Genomic DNA, 300 nt, shown 5'->3' on the forward strand with positions numbered 1-300 from the left:
TCCGAAGACCTTCATCACTCACGCGGCGTTGCTCCGTCAGGCTTTCGCCCATTGCGGAAGATTCCCTACTGCTGCCTCCCGTAGGAGTCTGGACCGTGTCTCAGTTCCAGTGTGGCCGATCACCCTCTCAGGTCGGCTACGCATCGTTGCCTTGGTAAGCCGTTACCTTACCAACTAGCTAATGCGGCGCGGATCCATCTATAAGTGACAGCAAAACCGTCTTTCACTATTGAACCATGCGGTTCAATATATTATCCGGTATTAGCTCCGGTTTCCCGAAGTTATCCCAGTCTTATAGGT

The 300-nt window shown here is 52.3% G+C and carries 1 rRNA gene; it reads right to left on the reverse strand.

What is annotated here, in order from left to right:
- Positions 1-300, reverse strand: a 16S ribosomal RNA gene (locus GNE10_RS35140); the annotation flags it as partial.

Source organism: Nostoc sp. 2RC (assembly GCF_014222165.1).
Lineage (GTDB): Bacteria > Cyanobacteriota > Cyanobacteriia > Cyanobacteriales > Nostocaceae > Nostoc > Nostoc linckia.